This window comes from Mesorhizobium sp. M0088 (assembly GCF_040322895.1).
Taxonomy (GTDB): domain Bacteria; phylum Pseudomonadota; class Alphaproteobacteria; order Rhizobiales; family Rhizobiaceae; genus Mesorhizobium.
The window spans coordinates 190743-206666 of the sequence record NZ_JAMYUI010000014.1 but is presented as its reverse complement, the minus strand read 5'-3'; the positions used below and the strand labels follow the sequence as shown (position 1 = coordinate 206666).

Sequence of the window (15924 nt, the reverse complement as noted above, 5' to 3'; positions counted from 1 at the left end):
GCCTCGGGCCGGATGGCCATCCGGCCCGAGGCTCAATCGCTTCCATCGCACATAATCATCTCGTGCAGATACAAGGGGCAGCGCCAACGTCAAATATTACTTGATCGTCTTCCCATCGGCGCCAAACCTGTACGTCTTCGCCGGATCCGGCGTCGCATACAGCGTGGCACCCGGCTCTGCATCATAGACGCCGAAAATCCGCACGGTGATCAGCCCGGCCTTCTCGCAGTCGAGATAGAGGTTGGTGTCGGCGCCGAGGTGCTCGGCATGAACGACCGTCCCCTTCCAGTCGCCGGATTTCGGATCGACGGTCAAATGCTCCGGCCGCACGCCGATTGTCTTGGCGGTTTCGCCGAGACGGGCACCGTCGACGAAATTCATCTTCGGTGAGCCGATGAAGCCGGCGACAAACTCATTTGCCGGCGAATTATAGAGCTCCATCGGGCCACCGATCTGCTCGATTTTCCCTGCGTTGAGCACCACGATCTTGTCGGCCAGCGTCATCGCCTCGACCTGGTCGTGGGTGACGTAGATCATCGTCGCCTTCAGCCGGCGATGCAGCTGCGCGATCTCTAGCCTTGTGTTGACGCGCAGTGCCGCATCGAGGTTGGACAATGGCTCGTCGAAGAGAAAAAGCTTGGGCTCGCGCACCACGGCGCGGCCGATGGCGACGCGCTGACGCTGGCCGCCGGAGAGTTCGGCCGGCCGTCGCTCAAGATAGGGCTCGAGCGACAGCATCGACGAGGCGATGCCGATGCGGCGCTCGATCTCCGGGGCGGGCGTGCCGGCCTGCTTGAGGCCAAGGCCCATATTGTTCTTCACCGTCAGATGCGGGTAGAGCGCATAGGTCTGGAACACCATGGCGATGCCGCGCTTGGCCGGCGGCGTGGCCGAGACATCCGCGCCGTCGATCACCACACGGCCCGAGGTCGAATCCTCCAGTCCGGCGATCACCCTGAGCAAGGTCGACTTGCCACAGCCGGACGGGCCGACGAAAACGACGAACTCGCCATCATTCACCTCGAGGTTGATGCCCTTCAGCACCTCGACCGGCCCGAAGGCCTTCTTCACGTTCTCGATGTTCAGCGAGCCCACTTCGTTCCTCCGGATTGGAATGCGGGCGCCAAGACGCCCCCCTCTGGCCTGCCGGCCATCTCCCCCTCAAGGGGGGAGATTGGCAGCTTTGACGCCGCCACACTCTTTTCAACGTTGGTGATTGGCGAAGGCCGTGCCGAAAGCTGATCTCCCCCCTTGAGGGGGAGATGGCCGGCAGGCCAGAGGGGGGCGCCGTAGAGCGCAGCCCCTGACGACAATTGCCTCGTCACAACCGCACCGCCTTTCCACTGCGCACGCTCTCGTCGGCTGCAAGGCAGACGGCGAGCGATTTGACCGCATCGTCCATGTGTTTGGTCAGATCGAGATCCTCGCGGATCGCCTTCAGCACGAAGGCCTGTTCGAGGTCGCAGAGGTCCTGATGGCCGGGTTCGCCCTCCATCGACAACATTTCGTCGGCTTTGACGAATTTACCGTCCGCACCGGTCGCGGCACTGTGCAGGCGGATGGTGGAGGTCTTGGTGTGGGTGTCGATGTCGTCGGACTTGACGCCCTCCTTCATGACGATCGACACGCAGCCATTCGGCGAGATCACGTCCTTCACGAAGAAGGCCGTTTCCGAAATCATCGGCCCCCAGCCGGCTTCGTACCAGCCGACCGAGCCGTCATCGAACAGCACCTGCAGGTGACCGTAATTGTACATGGACGGCGCCACCTCGTCGGTCAGCCGCACGCCCATGCCGCGCACTTCCACAGGCTTCGCATCGGTGATCTGCAGCATGACGTCGAGATAGTGCACGCCGCAATCGACGATCGGCGATGTCGTCTGCATCAACTGCTTGTGCGTTTCCCAGGTATGGCCCGAGGATTGCTGGTTGAGGTTCATGCGGAAGACGTAGGGGCCGCCGAGCTTGCGCGCCTCGGCGATCAGCCTGATCCAGGACGGGTGATGGCGCAGGATGTAGCCGATCACCAGTTTCTTGCCATTGGCCTTGGCCGCCGCGACGACACGCCTGGCATCGGCCACCGTCGTTGCCAGCGGCTTTTCGACGAAGACATGGCAGCCGGCCTCGAACGCCCTCACCGCATAATCGGCATGGCTGTCGGAATAGGTGGCAATGCAGGCGACATCGGGCTTTTCATCGCGCAGGGCGTCATCGAAGGAGCGCCTGATGCCACAACTGGACAGCGCTTCCGGCAACGGCGCGTCGGAGCGGTTGATCAGCGCCGCGATCTGGAAGCCCGGATTGCTGTGATAGGCCAGCGCATGGCTGCGACCCATATTGCCGAGACCGGCGACGACGACGCGAAGGGGTGTTTCAGAGTTCACCGAGCTGCTCCAGATATCCGTATTGTTCTCGTCGAGGTCGCATCACCCCACCCGGCGCTGCGCGCCGACCTCCCCATCGAGGGGAGGTGGGACGTCGGCGTGAACACCTCCACCATTAAAGAAGCTTCTCCGAAAGGTATCCCTTGGCGGTCGAGAATGAAGCTGTAACCTTCTACCTCCCCTTGATGGGGAGGTCGGCGCGCAGCGCCGGGTGGGGTGAAGGCTCCAACGGAGATATGTAGGTCTCCGCTCACTTGACGGCTCCGGAGGTAATGCCGCGGATCAGCTGCCGCGAGAAGATGACGTAGAGGATCAGCACCGGCATGATGGCCAGCGACAGGGCGGCGAGAATGGCGTTCCAGTTGGTGACGAACTGGCCGAGGAAGAGCTGGGCGCCGAGCGTCACCGTCTTGGTTTCTTCCGACGGCGCCAGGATCAGCGGAAACCACAGGTCGTTCCAGATCGGGATCATGGTGAAAACGGCGACGGTCGCCATCGACGGCCTGACCAGCGGCAGCACCAGCCGGAAGAAGATGGTGTATTCGGACAGGCCGTCGATGCGGCCGGCATTCTTTAGATCGTCCGACACCTGCTTCATGAATTCCGACAGGATGAACACGGCAAGCGGCAGGCCTTGGGCGGTGTAGACCAGGATCAGCGCCGTCAGCGTGTTGACCAGCCCGCTCGCCACCATCAATTGCAGGATGGCGACGGTGCCGAGACGGATCGGGATCATGATGCCGAGCGCCAGATAGAGGCCCATCAGCGAGTTGCCGCGGAAGCGGTATTCCGACAGCGCAAACGCGGCCATGGCGCCGAATAAGAGCACGAAGAACAGCGAGGCGACGGTGACGACGAGGCTGTTCTGGAAATAGTGGATGAAATCGCCCTGGCCGATGACGGTGGTGTAGCCGATCAGGTCGAAGGTTTTTGGCGTCGGCGGCGTCAAAGGCGCGCCAAAAATGCCGGCGCGGGATTTGAACGAATTCATGATGACCAGGATCACCGGAAACAGCGCGATCGCCGTGTAGGTCAAAAGGATCGCGTGGGCGCCGACGGTGCGGGGCACGGAACGGGTGGCGGTGCTCATTGGGAGGTCTCCTGACGAGCTGCATTTCCAAAGAACGGCGCCCAGGCGCCCCCCTCTGTCCTGCCGGACATCTCCCCCTCAAGGGGGAAGATCGGATGTCGCGACTGCTTTCGCCAATCACCAACGCCGCAAGATGGGCGGTAAGGCCAACGCTGCCAATCTCCCCCCTTGAGGGGGAGATGGCCGGCAGGACAGAGGGGGGTGCTTGGCTCAGACATCTCGCCCCTCAGAACTGGTAGCGACGCAGGCGCGTCTGGACGAGGAAGAGGTAGACGCAGACGCCGCCGAGGATGATCAGGAACATCATCGTGGCAATCGCCGCACCCATATTGGGGTCGCCGGTCTGCAGCTGGAAGCCGAAGAAGGCGCGGTAGAGGAAGGTGCCGAGAATGTCGGTCGAATAGTTTGGCCCGGCGAGCGCGCCTTGCGCGGTGTAGATCAGGTCGAAAGCGTTGAAATTGCCAACGAAGGTGAGGATCGAGATGATGCCGATCGACGGCAGGATCAGCGGCAGCTTGATCTTCCAGAACTGCGACAGGCCGGTAATCCCATCGCATTCGGCGGCTTCGATCACCTCTTCGGGGATCGACAGCAGGGCGGCATAGATCAGCATCATCGGAATGCCGACGAACTGCCACACCGAGATCAGGCTGAGTGCGGTCAGTGCATATTGCTCCTTGCCGAGCCACGGCGTGAACAGGCTTTTCAGGCCGACGAGGTCCATCAGATGCGGCGCCACGCCCCACAGCGGCGACAGGATCAGCTTCCAGGCAAAGCCGACGATAACGAAGGACAGGATGGTCGGAACGAAGATCGCCGTGCGGTAGAAGGCCGCGAATCTGAGTTTCGGGCTGGACAGAAGCGCGGCCAGCATGACGCCGATCGGGTTCTGCACGATCATGTGGATGATGAAGAACCAGACATTGTTCCTCAGCGCGTTCCAGAAACCCACCGACCAGTTGGGATCGCCGAACAGGGTGCGGAAGTTTTGCAGCCCGACGAAGACCTGGTGCTGCTCGATGTTGCGGAACAGCGACAGCTGCAGCGTGCCGGCGAGCGGCAGGATCATGATCGCCGTGTAGACGAGCACGGCCGGCGCCAGGAAGATGCCGATGTGCCAGCGGAACGGTCTTTTCGGTCTGATATCTGCGGCCATGAGTTCGGTCCCCGCCGATCAGGTCGGCAAATGCCGCCAAAGGCGCGGCGCCTCCCTCCCCCTTGAGGGGAGGGTGCCTCGCGAAGCGAGGCGGGTGGGGTCGGTCAAGGCAGCGCGCCATCGATATTTGACCGTGCTTTCCAGCAACGATCAAGTCGCGGCCTGCCTCCACCGACCCCCTCTGTCGCCTTCGGCGACATCTCCCCCTCGAGGGGGGAGATTAAGCAGCGCTCAGCCGAGCTCTTACTTGGCCGGCTTGTACCAGCTGTCGAGACCGGTCTGCAGCTTCTTGGCCGCGGCTTCCGGCGTATCGGTGCCGTTGATGACGTTGGCCGATTCAACCCAGGTCTCGTTCTCGAGGTTCGGCGTGCCGCGCGACAGGATCTGGTAGGTCGAGCGGATCGTCGACTTGCACTTGCCGCGCCAGGAGACGAATTCCTGCGCCAGCGGGTCTTCCATCTTCACCGGCGCGGAGTTCAGGCTGAAGAAGCCCGGCAGCGCGTTGGCATAGATGGTGGCGAAGTCGGGAGAGGCGACCCAGGACAGGAAGGTCTTGGCTGCATCGGCGTTCTTCGAAGCCGCATTCAGGCCCATGCCGATATCGGTATGATCGGAGATGTAGCAGGTATCGCCGGCCTTCTCGACCGGCGGCGGGAAGGCGCCCATCTTGAACTGCGCCTGGGTGTTGAACAGGCCGATTTCCCATGAGCCGGCCGGGTAGATAGCGGCGCGGCCGAGCGTGAACAGGTTCTGGCTGTCCGGATAGGTCTGCGCCTCGAAGCCGTCGCCGAGATAAGGCTTCCACTTGGCCAGTTCTTCATACGGCGCGACCCAGTCCTTGTCGGTCAGCTTCTGCTCGCCCTTGATCAGCGCCGCGCGGCCGTTCTCGCCCTTCCAGTAGTTGGGGCCGATGTTCTGGTAGCCCATGGTCGCGGCTTCCCAGAGATCCTTGGTCCCCATCGCCATCGGGATGTAGGTGCCGTCGGCCTTGATCTTGTCGAGCGCAGCGAAGAACTCGTCGCGGGTCTCCGGCACCTTGATGCCGAGCTTGTCGAAGGCGTCCTTGTTGTAGATGAAGCCGTGGATGACCGAGGCCATCGGCACGCAGAAGCTCGCCTTGCCGTCGTCGGTCTGCCAGGCGGACTTGGCCACCGGTGAGAAGTTCTCCATGCCGGGCAGCGCCGAGAGGTCGGCGAGGTTGCCCTTCTTGAACAGTTCGAGCGACTTGTCGAACGGGCGGCAGGTGATCAGGTCGCCCGCCGAGCCGGCGGCGAGCTTGGCGCCGAGCGCTGCATCATATTCGGTCGGGGCCGACGGCGCGAACACCACCTTGATGCCTGGGTTCTTGGCTTCGAAAGCCGGGATCAGCTTGTCCTTCCAGATGGCAAGGTCGTCGCCGCGCCAGCTTTCGATGTTGAGCGTTACGTCTTCGGCATAGGCAACCCCGGCCGAGCCGAGAATGCTGGTGCCCAAAAGCAGTGCCGTCAGTAGTTTCGTTGTCATGCTCAGTCTCCCTGTTGACCTTTTTCAGGTTCGGTTTTGATGAGAACGGAGGCAGCGCGCCCTTTGCTCCCCTCGCAAGCCTGTTTCACCCCGATGAAAATCCGGATGAACCAGGCTCTATTTCTCTGTTCGAGCATGATCTTTTCCGAAAAGCGGCTTCCACTTTTCGGGATCATGCCCCAGCGCGGAAAGGGCCGGCCGCAGCTTCTGGCCGGCCTCTTCCAGTATCTTCTGCGCCGCGTCAGTGCTGTCGGCGCCAGCGGCGAGCAGAATGGCGGTCTTGACCGCGCCGCCGCTCTTCTCGAGCAGGCGGGCCGCTTCGTCCGTGCCGCGCCCGCTGACGGCGGCGACGATGCGCGCCGCGCGGTCGCGCAGCTTGATGTTGTCGGCCATGAGATTGACCATGTAGCCGTCATGCACATGGCCGAGATGGATGGCGGTCAGCGTCGACAGCATGTTGAGCGCGATCTTCTGGGCGGTGCCGGCGCCCATGCGCGTGGAGCCGGCGATCAGTTCCGGCGGCGTTTCGAGCAGGATGGCGGTTTGTGCCTGGCGCAGCAGCGCAGAGTCCCTGTTGTTGGCGATGCCGATGGTGGCAGCGCCGCGGCGGGCAGCCTCCTCGACGGCCTTGACGGCATAGGGCGTCGTGCCGCTGGCGGAAATGGCGATCAGGCAGTCGCCCTTGCCGAGGCCGGCCCCGGCGACCGCTGCCGCAGCCTCCTCGGTATCGTCTTCCGGCCCTCCGGCGAGTGTGCGGAAAGCGTCGTCGCCGCCGGCGATCAGGATAGCGATGCGGTCGCGGTGAATGCCGAAGGTGCCCGGCAGCTCCAGCGCATCGGCCAGCGCCATCAGGCCTGAGCTGCCGGCAGCGGCGTAGGCGAGCTTGCCGCCGCTCTTCAGCCTGACGGCAATGATCTCGGCGGCCCTGGCGATGGATGGAATGGCATGGCGCACGACCTTGGCGGCTTCGATCTGCGCATCGGCCAAATAGGAAAGGACGGTGTCCGGGGCCTGGATATCCAGCCCCTCGGCATTTTTGTGAAGCGCTTCGGTGTGCGTTTCGGCCATCCCGGTTCCTCCAATAGCAGAACAATACCAAAAAAATACCACTTGTCCACACGCATTAACGAATTCGCTGGCCTGAAACCGCTGAGCCGACGAAATAGGCAGATTTTTCAATAAAATATGGCTTAATCTTTTGAAACCGAAATTAACTCTTGGCTATTGGTATTTTATTGGTATTATCTGCCCGGAGGAGAAATTACGTGAATTTCGTGCTCGGAATCGATGGCGGCGGCACCAGCTGCAGGGCCGCCCTGGCAACGGCGGACGGCACGGTGATCGGCCGCGCCAAAAGCGGCGCCGCCAACATCCGCACCGACCTGACCGGCGCCCGCTCGAACATCGTCGAGGCCGCGCGGCAGGCGTTTCTCGCCGCCGGGCAGGATCCGGAACTGATCCCGCGGACGCCGGCCATTCTCGGGCTGGCCGGCGCCAATGTCGGCACCTACCGGCAGCAGCTCGAAGCGATCCTGCCGTTCAGCATCAGCCGCGTCGAGACCGACGCCGAGATCGCACTGGAAGGCGCTGTTGGCTCCGGTGACGGCGCCATGGCGATCCTCGGCACCGGCACCGCCTATATGGCGCGCAGACAAGGCAAATCGCGCGCCATCGGCGGCTGGGGCTTCCAGGTTGGCGACCAGGGCAGCGGCGCCCGTATCGGCCGCGACCTGCTCGAACAGACACTGCTTGCCTATGACGGCGTCCGCGAAGGTTCGCCGCTGACGCAGAGCATGCTGGCCGTGTTCCGCAACAACCCGGAGGACGTCGTCGAATTCACCACCAATGCCAAGCCGGGCGACTTCGGCGGCTTCGCACCCAAGGTGTTCGAGCATGCCGAGAAGGGCGACAGCGTCGCCAACTGGATCCTCGACAGGGTGGTCGCCGATGTCGAAGCCTCGCTCGGCGCGCTCGACCTTGCTGACGACGCGCCGCTGTGCCTGCTCGGCGGGCTGGCGCCGCTCTACGCGCCGCGCCTGTCTGCCCGCTACCGGGCGCTGCTGAAGCCGCCGCTCGACGACGCACTGGGCGGCGCGGTGCAGATGGCGGTTCGCCTTTTCGCCGGACACGCGGAGGCAACTCGATGAGCGAGGCCGCCGACCAGATCTTCGCCACGCTCAAACATCAGGCGCAAAGCGGCGCGCCGCTTTATCTGCAGCTGCGCAAGAGCATCGAGGACGCGGTCAATCGCGGCCTGATCGGGCCGGGCGACGCGCTGCCTTCCGAGCGCGACATCGCCACCAAGGCCGATATTTCGCGGGTCACCGTGCGCAAGGCGGTGCAGGACCTCGTCAAGGGCGGCATCCTGGTGCAGCGCCACGGCTCCGGCACCTTCGTGGCGCCGCGCATGGAGCGTGTCGAACAGTCGCTGTCGCGGCTGACCTCGTTCACCGAGGACATGGCGCGGCGCGGCATGGCGGTGCGTTCGGCATGGCTCGACCGCGGCCTCTACGCACCATCGCCCGACGAGATGATGGTGCTCGGCCTGTCCTCGAGCGAACTGGTGGCGCGGGTGGCGCGCCTGCGCATCGCCAACGACACGCCGCTGGCGATCGAACGCGCCTCGCTGTCGGCCAGCGTGTTGCCCGATCCGGCTGACATAGGTTCCTCGCTCTACGCGGCGCTGGAATTGACCGGCAACCGGCCAGTGCGCGCCGTGCAGCGCATTTCCGCCGCCAATCTCGGAGACAGCGACGCGCGCCTGCTCGAAGTGCCGCCAGGTATTGCCGGCCTGCACATCGAACGCATTTCCTATCTGGCGAGCGGCAAGGTGATCGAATTCACCCGCTCCATCTACCGGGGCGACGCCTATGATTTCGTCGCCGAACTGCGGCTGACAGGGCCGAGCGAAGAGGGCCGACCATGAGCACGACAGAGCCGACCATGTCGGCAGAAATGACCCATATGCGGCGCGAGATCGAGGAGGTCCCGCAAGCGGTCGCCCGCCTGCTCGACGGCTCCGGCGCCGTGCTGACCGAGGCCGGGCGCGGCATCCGCGAACGCGACCCGCAGTTCGTCGTCACCGTGGCGCGCGGCTCGTCCGACCATGCCGCCACCTTCATGAAATACGCCGTCGAGCTGACCGCGGGCCTGGCCGTGGCGTCGGTTGGGCCGTCGATCGCCTCGATCTATGGCCGCAAGCTCAGGCTCGCCGGCTCGGCCTGCCTGGCGATCTCGCAGTCGGGCAAGAGCCCCGATATCGTCGCCATGGCCGAAACGGCGCGGGCGGGGGGCGCGCTGACCGTCGCCATCACCAACACCGCCGATTCGCCGCTGGCGCGTGCTTCGGACTATGCGATAGATATCCTGGCCGGCCCCGAGCGCAGCGTGGCGGCCACCAAGACCTTCATCAATTCGGCCGTCGCCGGCCTCGCTCTGATGGCGCACGCCACCGGCGACGATGCGCTGTTGGCCGCACTTGCCCGCCTGCCGGAGCATTTCGGCAAGGCGATCGCCTGCGATTGGATGAGCGTGCTCTCTGAGACGATCGAGAAGCAGAAGTCGCTGTTCATCCTCGGCCGCGGACCGTCGGCGGCGATGGCCAACGAAGCGGCGCTGAAATTCAAGGAGACCTGCGGCATGCATGCCGAGGCCTACAGCGCCGCCGAAGTCATGCACGGCCCGCTGGCGCTGATCGGCCCCGACTTTCCGGTGCTGGCGCTGGCCGCGCGCGACGCCTCCGAACCGTCTATCGCCGAGGCCGCCGACAGCCTGGCGGCCAAGGGCGCGCCGGTGTTCGTCACCTCCGCGCTTGCCAAACGCGCTGTGCGCCTGCCGCATGTTGCCACCGGCCATCCGCTGACCGATCCGCTGACGCTGATCGTCTCCTTCTACATGTTCGTCGAGGCCTTTGCCCGCCATCGCGGTCTCGATCCGGACACGCCGCGCAATCTTCGCAAGGTGACGGAGACAGTATGAGCGATCGCTTTGCCCTGACTGGCGCCCGGATTTTCGACGGCGACGACTGGCATGAAGGCCACGCACTTGTCGTGCGCGACGGTCTCGTCGAGGCCATTCTGCCCACCGGTGCCATCCCCTCGGATATCCGCGTCGTCGACACCGGTGGCGGCCTTCTGGCGCCGGGGTTCGTCGACCTGCAGGTCAACGGCGGCGGCGGCGTCATGCTCAACGACCACCCCGATGTCGCTTCAATCGAGACCATCTGCCGCGCGCACGCGCCCTTCGGCACGACGGCGCTGCTGCCGACGCTGATCACCGACACGCCTGCAATCACGGCCGCCGCTGTCGCCGCCGGCGAGGCAGCGGCGCGCCAGAAGGTGCCTGGGTTTCTCGGACTGCATCTCGAAGGCCCGCATCTGTCGGTCGCCCGCAAGGGCGCGCATGATCCGGCGCTGATCCGGCCGATGACGGATGCCGATCAGGCGATGCTGATCGCCGCGCGGCAAAAACTACCGGTGCTGCTCACCACCATTGCCCCTGAATCCGTCGAGCCGGCGCGCGTCGCGGCACTCGCCAGGGCCGGCATCATCGTCAGCCTTGGCCACTCCGATACCGGCTATGCCACCGCCAGCGCCTTTGCCGCGGCCGGCGCCTCAATGGTCACCCATCTGTTCAATGCGATGAGCCAGATCGGCAATCGCGAGCCCGGATTGGTCGGCGCCGCCATCGACATCGGCAGCTTGTCGGCCGGCCTCATCGCCGACGGCATCCATGTCGATCCGGCCACCATCAAGATCGCGCTGCGCGCCAAGCAGGGGCCGGCCAGGATCGTGCTGGTCACCGACGCCATGGCGACAATCGGCACCGACATGACGTCGTTCACGCTCAACGGCCGCACCATCTATCGAAGGGACGGCAGCCTGAGGCTCGCCGACGGAACACTGGCGGGCGCCGATCTCGATATGATCTCGGCCGTTCGTTTCATCCACCGGGTCGTCGGGGTCGAGCTTTCCGAGGCCTTGCGCATGGCCTCGCTCTATCCGGCGCAAGCAATCGGCCAGTCGCACCGGCTTGGCCGATTCGCCAACGGCACGGCTGCGGACATGGTCGCGCTGTCGGACGATCTCGACACGAAGGGCGTCTGGATCGGCGGCGAAAAGGTTTTTGCGGCCGGTTCCGACACTGCGCGTTGATTTCAGGTTCAAGTCGGCTGACGTCATGAAACCTTTTGATTTTGAGGTCGTTGTCGGAGCGTATGTCCGAGGCGAAACCCAAATTGAAACAGGCCGACGGCATCAAACCGCGCGGTGCCTTGAAGCCGCCACAGAAAGCGCCGCGTGATCAGAGGCCACGCCACGAGGAGCTGCGCGAAAAAAAGCTGTCGAGTGCCGAGGCTGCCCCGGAGGTCGACGGCCAGCCGGGGCCACCGCCGGATGCCGTCGAGCCCGATCCGCAACTGACGCCCGAAGGGGCCGAGCAGGAGCGCAAGAAGTATCTGCTGCGGCGTTTCTGGATCAGCGCGCGCGGTTACTGGAGCCGGCGCGGCGACCGGCTCGCCTGGCCATTGACGATCGGGGTGCTGCTGCTGATCTGCATCAATATCGGCTTCCAGTATGGCATCAATGTCTGGAACCGTTCGATGTTCGATGCCCTCGAGCAGCGCAACGCCCGCAGCGTCTATTTCCTCAGCGCCGTCTTCGTGCCGCTGGTAATCTGCAGCGGCAGCCTTGTCGTCGCGCAGGTCTACCTGCGCATGACGATCCAGCGCCGCTGGCGTTCCTGGCTGACCACCGCGGTCATCGCGCGCTGGCTGGCAGGCGGCCGCTACTACCAACTGAATCTCGTCGGCGGCGACCACCAGAACCCCGAGGCCCGCATGACCGAGGATCTGCGCATCGCCACCGAGTCGCCGGTCGATTTCATCGCCGGCGTCCTCAACGCGTTCCTGTCTGCCTCGACCTTCATCGTCGTGCTGTGGACCATCGGCGGCGCGCTCACTTTGCCGATCGGCGGCGAGAGCATCACCATTCCCGGCTTCCTGGTCATCACCGCGATGATCTATGCCGCCATCACCTCGACCGCGATGGTGGTCATCGGCCGCAATTTCGTCCAGCTCTCCGAGCGGAAGAACCAGGCGGAGGCCGAACTGCGCTACACGCTGACGCGCGTGCGCGAAAACGGCGAGAGCATCGCCTTGCTGGGCGGCGAGGAAGAGGAGCGCAGCGGCATCGACAGGAATTTCGGCCATGTGCTGAGGCAATGGGCGCTGCTGACGGGCCAGCACATGCGCACGGCGGCGGTGTCGCAGGGATCGAGCCTGTTTGCGCCGGTCGTGCCGATCCTGCTGTGCGCGCCAAAATTCCTCGAAGGCTCAATGACGCTTGGCGAGGTGATGCAGGCAGCGTCCGCCTTTGGCATCGTGCAAGGCGCGTTCGGGTGGCTGGTCGACAACTACCCGCGTCTTGCCGACTGGAACGCCTCCGCGCGGCGCGTAGCTTCGCTGATGATGTCGCTCGACGGGCTCGAGCGTGCGGAGCAGAGCGATGCGCTTGGACGCATCCAGCACGGCGAAACCGACGACGGTGCCATGCTCAGCCTCGACGATCTCTCCGTGACGCTCGACGACGGCACCGCCGTGGTCAAGGAGACCGAGGTTGCGATCGAACCCGGTGAGCGGGTGCTGGTGGCCGGCGAATCCGGCTCGGGCAAGTCGACGCTGGTGCGGGCCGTCGCGGGCCTGTGGCCGTGGGGCGGCGGCAGCGTCAATTTCCACGCCGACAGGCGACTGTTCATGCTGCCGCAACGCCCCTACATCCCTTCGGGCACGCTTCGCCGCGCGGTCGCCTATCCCGCGGCGGCGGACAAGTGGACGATCAAACAGATCAAGGCCGCCCTCGACAAGGTCGGCCTCGCCTACCTTGCCGAAAGGATCAAGGAAGAAGCGCCATGGGACCAGACGCTGTCGGGCGGCGAAAAGCAGCGTCTCGCCTTCGCGCGCCTGCTGCTGCACCGCCCCGATATCGTCGTGCTGGATGAAGCAACCTCGGCGCTCGACGAGAAGAGCCAGGACACCATGATGGCGACGGTGATCCGCGAATTGCCTGATGTCACCATCATCAGTGTGGCGCACCGGGCCGAGCTGGAAGCCTTCCACAGCCGCAAGATCACCCTGGAACGGCGCGAGGGCGGCGCCAAGCTTGTCAGCGACATCAACCTCGCCCCACGCAAGCGCAACCTGCTGAAGCGTGCCTTGTGGGGTTCCGGCAGCCGGGCCGAAAGGCCGCGCAAGGAGTAAGGCGCCCCTGCCCCAGGCACCGCGCAACTATGGTGCGTATATGTCCTTGTAGGTATCGCGCAGCACGTTTTTCTGTACTTTGCCCATGGTGTTTCGCGGCAGTTCATCGACGAAGATCACCCGCTTCGGGTGCTTGTATTTCGCCACCCGCCCGGCGATGGCGCCGAGAATTTCGGCACCGGTGATCCGCGATGACGGCGCACGCACGACGACAGCGGTGACACCTTCGCCGAAATCCGGATGGACAACGCCGATGACGGCGCTTTCGCTAACCCCGTCGAGCGCGTCGATCTCGCTTTCGAGTTCCTTCGGATAGATGTTGTAGCCGCCCGATATGATCAGGTCCTTGCCGCGGCCGACAATGTGGACGTAGCCGTCGGCGTCGATCATACCGAGATCGCCGGTGATGAAAAAACCGTCGGCTCGGAATTCCGCCTTGGTCTTCTCCGGCATGCGCCAATAGCCGCCGAAGACGTTTGGGCCCTTCACCTCGATCATGCCGACCTCGCCCTGCGCAAGCGGTGCGCCGCTGTCTGGATCGGCGATGCGAAGCATGACGCCGGGCAAGGGGAAACCGACGGTACCGGCGCGCCGCTCGCCCTCATAGGGGTTCGAGGTGTTCATGTTGGTCTCGGTCATGCCGTAGCGTTCGAGGATCGCGTGGCCGCTGCGCTCGCGCCAGGAGTTGTGCGTCTCGGCCAGCAGCGGCGCCGACCCGGAAATGAACACACGGATGTTTTTTGCCGCCTCATGGTCGAGCCCATCCTGCTGCAGCAGGCGCACGTAGAAGGTCGGCACGCCCATCAGGGCCGTGGCACGCGGCAGCAGCGAGACGATGCGGGCCGGATCGAACTTCTGCTCGAACAGCATCGAGGCGCCGGCCATCAGGACGACATTGGTGGCGACGAACAGGCCGTGCGTGTGGAAGATCGGCAATGCGTGGATCAGCACGTCGTCTCCAGTGAAACGCCAGTGCTCGACCAGCACGCGCGCGTTCGAAGCAAGATTCTCGTGGCCGAGCATGGCGCCTTTCGAACGGCCGGTGGTTCCCGACGTGTAGAGGATCGCCGCGAGGTCATCCGGCCCACGCGCCACGTCATGAAAATCCGTCGGCAGCCGCGAGGCCTGGTCGGTCAGCGATCCCCGGCCGTCGCGGCCGAGCGTGACGGTGACGGCGCCGGTCTTTTCTGCCAGCGCGCCGATGTCGGCCGCTCTTGCCGGATCGCAGACGACCAGGCGTGGTTCTGCGTCGCCGAAGAAATACTCCAGCTCGGCCAATGTGTAGGCGGTGTTGAGCGGCAGGAAGACGGCGCCGGCTCGCAGGCAGGCGAGATAGAGCATGACCGCTTCCGGGCTCTTCTCGACCTGCACGGCAACGCGGTCACCGGGTTCGACATCGAGTTGCAGGAGCGCATGCGCAAGCTGCGCCGAGCGGGCCAGCATATCGCCATAGGTAAGCGAGCGGCCATCATCGGTTTCCATCAGCAAGCGCGCTGGCGCCGGCATCCGGGACCGGAACGCATCGAACAGATGATTGCTCATGAACACTTCCCTGGGTGCGGCGGCGCTGAGCATGCGCCTGTCGCGGCATGCCTCGGCGGCGAGAGTTCGCGGTTCTTGGCCGCGCCGTCAAGCCTGCTGACAGCGGTTCACGCCAGCCGCGCTCGACGCGGATTGCTAGCAAGAAACGAGCGCAAGAGCCCGCCGGGAATCGGCTGTTATCGCCGAGCGCGTTTGCCGGCGAGTTCCTTCGTTTCGTCGTCCTGCTCGAAGCGCTTCATGCACATGGCGGCAGTCAACTGGTAATGGTTGAGCAGTGCCTCGACGGCACCGTCGGCATTGCCGTCCAGGGCACATTCGGCGATCAGGCGATGCTCGCCGAAATCGTCGCGCTGGACGCCCTCGCCATCATTGGCCATTTGCCGGTAGCGATAGGCGTGATCGGAGAGCTGGTCGCAAAACCCCACCAGCCATTGCGACCGGCAGGCCGAAATCAACACCCTGTGGAAGATACGATGCAGCCTCTCCCAATCGGGATTGAGCGAAAAGAGATCCTGCGGAGACAGGCGTGACGCGCGTCCCAGGCGATGCAGCGCCAGCACGAGCTGTTCTTCCCATTCGGCGGTGCGGTGGGCGATGGATTCGCGAAGCGCCCGCTCCTCGAGCCAGCAGCGGGTGCGCGTCAGCTCCTCGAGTTCCGACGCACTGACCGGCATGATGAAGAAGCCGCGCTGATCGTGCCGGCCGAGAAGTCCTTCCGAGGCGAGGCGATTGAGAGCTTCGCGGACAGGCGAGGCGCCGGCTCCATATTTGGAGACCACCCATTCGACCCGCAGCTTGCTCTCGGCCTCAAGAACACCACCGAGAAGATCGTCCCGCAATTGCTGATAGACCGTACTGGCAAGCGTACTCTTCGGTCCCGCAGCGTCGTCGTTCAGATTGGCAGCTCCGTATGTCATAGCGACTCCTTGTCCCCAAGACTTGTCCTGGGCGATTCGAGTCCGAAAGCATTCGCCTTCTCGTACTTGTACCATACA

The 15924-nt window shown here is 64.3% G+C and carries 13 protein-coding genes; 5 read left to right on the top strand and 8 right to left on the bottom strand.

The window, feature by feature from the left end:
* Positions 1 to 96: 96 nt before the first annotated feature.
* The 6 genes from NKJ67_RS18695 to NKJ67_RS18670 all read right to left on the bottom strand — a co-directional run bounded on the left by NKJ67_RS18695 (position 97) and on the right by NKJ67_RS18670 (position 7200).
* Entirely contained in the window at positions 97 to 1095 is a 999-nt protein-coding gene (locus tag NKJ67_RS18695) for an ABC transporter ATP-binding protein (protein ID WP_352582303.1), read from the bottom strand.
* Positions 1096 to 1321: 226 nt separating this feature from the next.
* On the bottom strand, positions 1322 to 2383 hold the full coding sequence (locus NKJ67_RS18690) for a Gfo/Idh/MocA family protein (protein ID WP_256748280.1): 1062 nt from the start codon (positions 2381 to 2383) through the stop codon (positions 1322 to 1324).
* A 250-nt stretch (positions 2384 to 2633) separates the two neighbouring features.
* Positions 2634 to 3473 (bottom strand): carbohydrate ABC transporter permease, encoded by an 840-nt coding sequence (locus NKJ67_RS18685; protein WP_352582301.1) that lies wholly within the window; start codon positions 3471 to 3473, stop codon positions 2634 to 2636.
* 226 nt (positions 3474 to 3699) lie between these two features.
* Positions 3700 to 4629 carry a carbohydrate ABC transporter permease gene (locus NKJ67_RS18680; protein WP_352582299.1) on the bottom strand — a complete coding sequence of 310 codons (930 nt, stop codon included), beginning with the start codon at positions 4627 to 4629 and terminating at the stop codon, positions 3700 to 3702.
* Between the two features lie 243 nt (positions 4630 to 4872).
* On the bottom strand, positions 4873 to 6132 hold the full coding sequence (locus NKJ67_RS18675) for an ABC transporter substrate-binding protein (RefSeq protein ID WP_352582297.1): 1260 nt from the start codon (positions 6130 to 6132) through the stop codon (positions 4873 to 4875).
* Between the two features lie 117 nt (positions 6133 to 6249).
* On the bottom strand, positions 6250 to 7200 hold the full coding sequence (locus NKJ67_RS18670) for an N-acetylmuramic acid 6-phosphate etherase (protein ID WP_352582295.1): 951 nt from the start codon (positions 7198 to 7200) through the stop codon (positions 6250 to 6252).
* 197 nt (positions 7201 to 7397) lie between these two features.
* Here NKJ67_RS18670 and NKJ67_RS18665 point away from each other — a divergent pair, with 197 nt between their 5' ends.
* From NKJ67_RS18665 to NKJ67_RS18645, 5 genes are all read left to right on the top strand, one after another.
* Positions 7398 to 8279 (top strand): glucosamine kinase nucleotide-binding domain-containing protein, encoded by an 882-nt coding sequence (locus tag NKJ67_RS18665; RefSeq protein ID WP_352582293.1) that lies wholly within the window; start codon positions 7398 to 7400, stop codon positions 8277 to 8279.
* Entirely contained in the window at positions 8276 to 9058 is a 783-nt protein-coding gene (locus NKJ67_RS18660; RefSeq protein ID WP_027040192.1) for a GntR family transcriptional regulator, read from the top strand. Before NKJ67_RS18665 ends, NKJ67_RS18660 begins: the two co-directional genes overlap by 4 nt.
* Positions 9059 to 9075: 17 nt before the next feature.
* Positions 9076 to 10110, top strand: coding sequence for an SIS domain-containing protein (locus NKJ67_RS18655; protein ID WP_164748800.1), 1035 nt, complete (start codon positions 9076 to 9078; stop codon positions 10108 to 10110).
* Positions 10107 to 11285 (top strand): N-acetylglucosamine-6-phosphate deacetylase, encoded by a 1179-nt coding sequence (nagA, locus tag NKJ67_RS18650; protein WP_352582291.1) that lies wholly within the window; start codon positions 10107 to 10109, stop codon positions 11283 to 11285. Before NKJ67_RS18655 ends, nagA begins: the two co-directional genes overlap by 4 nt.
* A gap of 62 nt (positions 11286 to 11347) precedes the next feature.
* A complete protein-coding gene (locus NKJ67_RS18645) occupies positions 11348 to 13387 on the top strand; it encodes an ABC transporter ATP-binding protein/permease (protein WP_127808426.1) in 2040 nt (679 codons plus the stop codon).
* A 27-nt stretch (positions 13388 to 13414) separates the two neighbouring features.
* Here the strand turns inward: NKJ67_RS18645 and NKJ67_RS18640 are convergent, their stop codons facing one another.
* Together NKJ67_RS18640 and NKJ67_RS18635 are read right to left on the bottom strand one after the other, a co-directional pair.
* Complete coding sequence (locus NKJ67_RS18640) at positions 13415 to 14929, bottom strand: malonate--CoA ligase (RefSeq protein ID WP_352582289.1); 1515 nt, start codon at positions 14927 to 14929, stop codon at positions 13415 to 13417.
* Positions 14930 to 15105: 176 nt separating this feature from the next.
* The gene (locus tag NKJ67_RS18635; protein ID WP_127320269.1) at positions 15106 to 15846 is read right to left on the bottom strand and encodes a GntR family transcriptional regulator; all 741 of its coding nucleotides are present in this window, start codon (positions 15844 to 15846) and stop codon (positions 15106 to 15108) included.
* Positions 15847 to 15924: the final 78 nt, after the last annotated feature.

What these genes read in the sequence shown, in the direction of transcription:
- NKJ67_RS18645 (WP_127808426.1), top strand. Translation starts at nt 11,348, where the DNA reads ATGTCCGAGGCGAAACCCAAATTGAAACAGGCCGACGGCATCAAACCG.
- NKJ67_RS18660 (WP_027040192.1), top strand. Translation starts at nt 8,276, where the DNA reads ATGAGCGAGGCCGCCGACCAGATCTTCGCCACGCTCAAACATCAGGCG.
- NKJ67_RS18680 (WP_352582299.1), bottom strand. Translation starts at nt 4,629, where the DNA reads ATGGCCGCAGATATCAGACCGAAAAGACCGTTCCGCTGGCACATCGGC.
- NKJ67_RS18675 (WP_352582297.1), bottom strand. Translation starts at nt 6,132, where the DNA reads ATGACAACGAAACTACTGACGGCACTGCTTTTGGGCACCAGCATTCTC.
- NKJ67_RS18635 (WP_127320269.1), bottom strand. Translation starts at nt 15,846, where the DNA reads ATGACATACGGAGCTGCCAATCTGAACGACGACGCTGCGGGACCGAAG.
- NKJ67_RS18655 (WP_164748800.1), top strand. Translation starts at nt 9,076, where the DNA reads ATGTCGGCAGAAATGACCCATATGCGGCGCGAGATCGAGGAGGTCCCG.
- nagA (WP_352582291.1), top strand. Translation starts at nt 10,107, where the DNA reads ATGAGCGATCGCTTTGCCCTGACTGGCGCCCGGATTTTCGACGGCGAC.
- NKJ67_RS18685 (WP_352582301.1), bottom strand. Translation starts at nt 3,473, where the DNA reads ATGAGCACCGCCACCCGTTCCGTGCCCCGCACCGTCGGCGCCCACGCG.
- NKJ67_RS18640 (WP_352582289.1), bottom strand. Translation starts at nt 14,929, where the DNA reads ATGAGCAATCATCTGTTCGATGCGTTCCGGTCCCGGATGCCGGCGCCA.
- NKJ67_RS18670 (WP_352582295.1), bottom strand. Translation starts at nt 7,200, where the DNA reads ATGGCCGAAACGCACACCGAAGCGCTTCACAAAAATGCCGAGGGGCTG.